2 tRNA genes and 2 rRNA genes are annotated in these 5,071 nt (G+C 47.0%); all 4 read left to right on the top strand.

From position 1 onward, the window contains the following. Nucleotides 1-1,410, top strand: a 16S ribosomal RNA gene (locus H599_RS0117590); the annotation flags it as partial. 128 nt (nucleotides 1,411-1,538) lie between these two features. Next, nucleotides 1,539-1,612: transfer RNA gene (locus H599_RS0117585), tRNA-Ile, on the top strand. 150 nt (nucleotides 1,613-1,762) lie between these two features. Then, nucleotides 1,763-1,836: transfer RNA gene (locus H599_RS0117580), tRNA-Ala, on the top strand. Nucleotides 1,837-2,002: 166 nt separating this feature from the next. Continuing rightward, nucleotides 2,003-4,884: ribosomal RNA gene (locus H599_RS0117575) — 23S ribosomal RNA — on the top strand. The last annotated feature ends 187 nt before the right edge of the window (nucleotides 4,885-5,071 follow it).

The raw sequence follows: 5,071 nt of genomic DNA, 5'->3' as shown, positions 1-5,071 counted from the left end.
GCGTAACGCGTATGCAATCTGCCTTTCACAGAGGGATAGCCCAGAGAAATTTGGATTAATACCTCATAGTATTATAGAGTGGCATCACTTTATGATTAAAGTTCCAACGGTGAAAGATGAGCATGCGTCCCATTAGCTAGATGGTAAGGTAACGGCTTACCATGGCGACGATGGGTAGGGGTCCTGAGAGGGAGATCCCCCACACTGGTACTGAGACACGGACCAGACTCCTACGGGAGGCAGCAGTGAGGAATATTGGTCAATGGACGCAAGTCTGAACCAGCCATGCCGCGTGCAGGATGACGGTCCTATGGATTGTAAACTGCTTTTGTACGAGAAGAAACATCCCGACGTGTCGGGACTTGACGGTATCGTAAGAATAAGGATCGGCTAACTCCGTGCCAGCAGCCGCGGTAATACGGAGGATCCAAGCGTTATCCGGAATCATTGGGTTTAAAGGGTCCGTAGGCGGTTTAGTAAGTCAGTGGTGAAAGCCCATCGCTCAACGATGGAACGGCCATTGATACTGCTGGACTTGAATAATTAGGAAGTAACTAGAATATGTAGTGTAGCGGTGAAATGCTTAGAGATTACATGGAATACCAATTGCGAAGGCAGGTTACTACTGGTTTATTGACGCTGATGGACGAAAGCGTGGGGAGCGAACAGGATTAGATACCCTGGTAGTCCACGCCGTAAACGATGGATACTAGCTGTTGGGAGCAATTTCAGTGGCTAAGCGAAAGTGATAAGTATCCCACCTGGGGAGTACGAACGCAAGTTTGAAACTCAAAGGAATTGACGGGGGCCCGCACAAGCGGTGGAGCATGTGGTTTAATTCGATGATACGCGAGGAACCTTACCAAGGCTTAAATGTAGATTGACGTATTTGGAAACAGATATTTCTTCGGACAATTTACAAGGTGCTGCATGGTTGTCGTCAGCTCGTGCCGTGAGGTGTCAGGTTAAGTCCTATAACGAGCGCAACCCCTGTTGTTAGTTGCCAGCGAGTGAAGTCGGGAACTCTAACGAGACTGCCAGTGCAAACTGAGAGGAAGGTGGGGATGACGTCAAATCATCACGGCCCTTACGCCTTGGGCTACACACGTGCTACAATGGCCGGTACAGAGAGCAGCCACTTCGTGAGGAGGAGCGAATCTATAAAGCCGGTCACAGTTCGGATCGGAGTCTGCAACTCGACTCCGTGAAGCTGGAATCGCTAGTAATCGGATATCAGCCATGATCCGGTGAATACGTTCCCGGGCCTTGTACACACCGCCCGTCAAGCCATGGAAGCTGGGGGTGCCTGAAGTCGGTGACCGCAAGGAGCTGCCTAGGGTAAAACTGGTAACTAGGGCTAAGTCGTAACAAGGTAGCCGTACCGGAAGGTGCGGCTGGAACACCTCCTTTCTAGAGCCTTAGTGTTAGCTTAGAGCACGCTAGGGAAAAGACGATAGGGAACTTAAGGTAGAATCTTAAGATTGTATTACTCTTGCTGTTAATTTAAAAAAAAAGAATAAGAAATTAAGTAAAAACAGAGTCTCGTAGCTCAGCTGGTTAGAGTACTACACTGATAATGTAGGGGTCGGCAGTTCGAGTCTGCCCGGGACTACTTTTTTAAAGATTTTAGATTTTAGAATGTAGATTTTAGATTTAAGATTTAGAAAAATACTGAAAAACTTAAATTAAAAGGAAATTCTAGAGGTTGAAATCCTTATTTTTTGGAATTTGGAATTTAAAAATTTGGAATTTTAAAAAAAACGGGGGATTAGCTCAGCTGGCTAGAGCGCCTGCCTTGCACGCAGGAGGTCAACGGTTCGACTCCGTTATTCTCCACTATCTAAAGAAGATAGAAACAAGAGAAAAGAAAAAAGATTTAGTCTTTGCTCTTTTATCTTTGCTCTTTCCTCTAAAGAAAAAGTTCATTGACATATTGAGATAAAAAATACAAAAAAGTAGAAAGAACACGTAATTATGTTTATCATTAGGCATAATTATAGTACAATAAGCAAAATAAGGGCGTATGGGGGATGCCTAGGCTCTCAGAGGCGAAGAAGGACGTGATAAGCTGCGAAAAGCTACGGGGATCTGCACATGAGACTTGATCCGTAGATATCCGAATGGGGCAACCCACTATGTTGAAGACATAGTACACCGATAGGTGGGCAAACCCGCTGAACTGAAACATCTAAGTAGGCGGAGGAGAAGAAAACAAAAGTGATTCCGTAAGTAGTGGCGAGCGAACGCGGATTAGCCCAAACCAAATTTGTTACGGCAATTTTGGGGTTGTAGGACCACGACATTTTATGTACAAGGAACCGGAAGTTACTGGAAAGTAGCGCCATAGAGGGTGATAGTCCCGTATGGGTAACGAGTATAATAAATAGAGGTATCCTGAGTAGGGCGGGGCACGTGAAACCCTGTCTGAATCTGGCGGGACCATCCGCTAAGGCTAAATACTCCTGAGAGACCGATAGTGAACCAGTACTGTGAAGGAAAGGTGAAAAGAACCGTGAATAACGGAGTGAAATAGATCCTGAAACCATACGCTTACAAGCGGTCGGAGCCCTTTGGTGGGGTGACGGCGTGCCTTTTGCATAATGAGCCTACGAGTTAACGTTGCTGGCAAGGATAAGTACTTCAGGTATGGATCCGTAGCGAAAGCGAGTCTGAATAGGGCGCTTTAGTCAGTAGTGTTAGACGCGAAACCGTGTGATCTACCCATGGGCAGGTTGAAGCTGTGGTAACACACAGTGGAGGACCGAACCGGTTGACGTTGAAAAGTCTTCGGATGACCTGTGGGTAGGGGTGAAAGGCCAATCAAACTCGGAAATAGCTCGTACTCCCCGAAATGCATTTAGGTGCAGCGCTGATAATAGTTATATAGAGGTAGAGCTACTGATTGGATGCGGGGGCTTCACCGCCTACCAATTCCTGACAAACTCCGAATGCTATATAATGTTTTACAGCAGTGAGGGCTTGGGTGCTAAGGTCCAAGTCCGAGAGGGAAAGAACCCAGACCATCAGCTAAGGTCCCCAAATGTATGCTAAGTTGAAAGAACGCGGTTTGTCTGCCCAGACAGCTAGGATGTTGGCTTGGAAGCAGCCATTCATTTAAAGAGTGCGTAACAGCTCACTAGTCGAGCGGACGAGCATGGATAATAATCGGGCATAAGTATACTACCGAAGCTATGGATTTACAATTTATTGTAAGTGGTAGGGGAGCATTCTAACAGGGTTGAAGGTGTGTTGTAAAGCATGCTGGACTAGTTAGAAAAGAAAATGTAGGCATAAGTAACGATAATGCGGGCGAGAAACCCGCACACCGAAAGACTAAGGTTTCCACAGCTATGCTAATCAGCTGTGGGTTAGTCGGGACCTAAGGCGAACCCGAAGGGGGTAGTCGATGGCCAACGGGTTAATATTCCCGTACTACTGAATACTGTGATGGGGTGACGGAGTGATGAAAGCGCCGCGAACTGACGGAATAGTTCGTTAAAGTACCTAGCTATATTCTCTATAGGCAAATCCGTAGAGAATGGTGAAATACGATAGTACACGGAGACTTCGGTTGAAGTGATAGTGCGCCTAAGGGCTTCCAAGAAAAACCTCTAAACTTCAGGTATTTAGTACCCGTACCGTAAACCGACACAGGTAGTTGGGATGAGAATTCTAAGGTGCTCGAGAGATTCATGGCTAAGGAATTAGGCAAAATAGACCCGTAACTTCGGGAGAAGGGTCGCCCACAGCGATGTGGGCCGCAGTGAAGAGGTCCAGGCGACTGTTTATCAAAAACACAGGGCTCTGCCAAATCGTAAGATGAAGTATAGGGCCTGACACCTGCCCGGTGCTGGAAGGTTAAGAGGAGATGTTATCTTCGGAGAAGCATTGAATTGAAGCCCCAGTAAACGGCGGCCGTAACTATAACGGTCCTAAGGTAGCGAAATTCCTTGTCGGGTAAGTTCCGACCTGCACGAATGGTGTAACGATCTGGACACTGTCTCAGCCATGAGCTCGGTGAAATTGTAGTAACGGTGAAGATGCCGTTTACCCGCAGTGGGACGAAAAGACCCTGTGCACCTTTACTATAGCTTAGTATTGACCTTGGATAAATGATGTGTAGGATAGGTTGGAGACTGTGAAGTGGCGTCGCCAGGCGTTGTGGAGTCATTGTTGAAATACAACCCTTTGTTTATCTGAGGCCTAACCCCTTAATCAGGGGGACATTGCTTGGTGGGTAGTTTGACTGGGGTGGTCGCCTCCAAAAGAGTAACGGAGGCTTCTAAAGGTTCCCTCAGTACGCTTGGTAACCGTGCGAAGAGTGCAATGGCATAAGGGAGCTTGACTGAGAGACATACAGGTCGATCAGGTACGAAAGTAGAGCATAGTGATCCGGTGGTTCCGCATGGAAGGGCCATCGCTCAAAGGATAAAAGGTACGCCGGGGATAACAGGCTGATCTCCCCCAAGAGCTCATATCGACGGGGGGGTTTGGCACCTCGATGTCGGCTCGTCACATCCTGGGGCTGGAGAAGGTCCCAAGGGTTGGGCTGTTCGCCCATTAAAGTGGCACGCGAGCTGGGTTCAGAACGTCGTGAGACAGTTCGGTCTCTATCTACTGTGGGCGTTAGAAATTTGAGTGGATCTGATTCTAGTACGAGAGGACCGAATTGGACTAACCTCTAGTGTATCTGTTGTCCCGCCAGGGGCACTGCAGAGTAGCTACGTTGGGAAGGGATAAGCGCTGAAAGCATATAAGCGCGAAACCCACCACAAGATGAGATTTCTTTTAAAGGTCGTGGAAGATGACCACGTTGATAGGCTATAGGTGTAAAGGCAGTAATGTCATAGCCGAGTAGTACTAATAACCTGTAAGCTTATGTACAAATCACCTCCCTTGATAAAAGGGAGGGGAAACTTTCTAATCCGTCCTTCGACAAGCTCAGGATGACAATTTGAATTATTTATCTCAGTATGTTAAGATATTAGCTCGACGCGAGCAGTCTCAAAGACGAAAGTCAAAAGTCATAAAGTGAAAACTTTAGACTTTAAGACCTTAGACTTTAGACTAA

The sequence above is a fragment of the Flavobacterium daejeonense DSM 17708 genome (assembly GCF_000425425.1).
In the GTDB taxonomy this organism is placed as follows: Bacteria; Bacteroidota; Bacteroidia; order Flavobacteriales; family Flavobacteriaceae; genus Flavobacterium; species Flavobacterium daejeonense.
The sequence above is the reverse complement of the archived record's forward strand: the minus strand, read 5'-3'. Positions and strand labels throughout refer to the sequence as shown.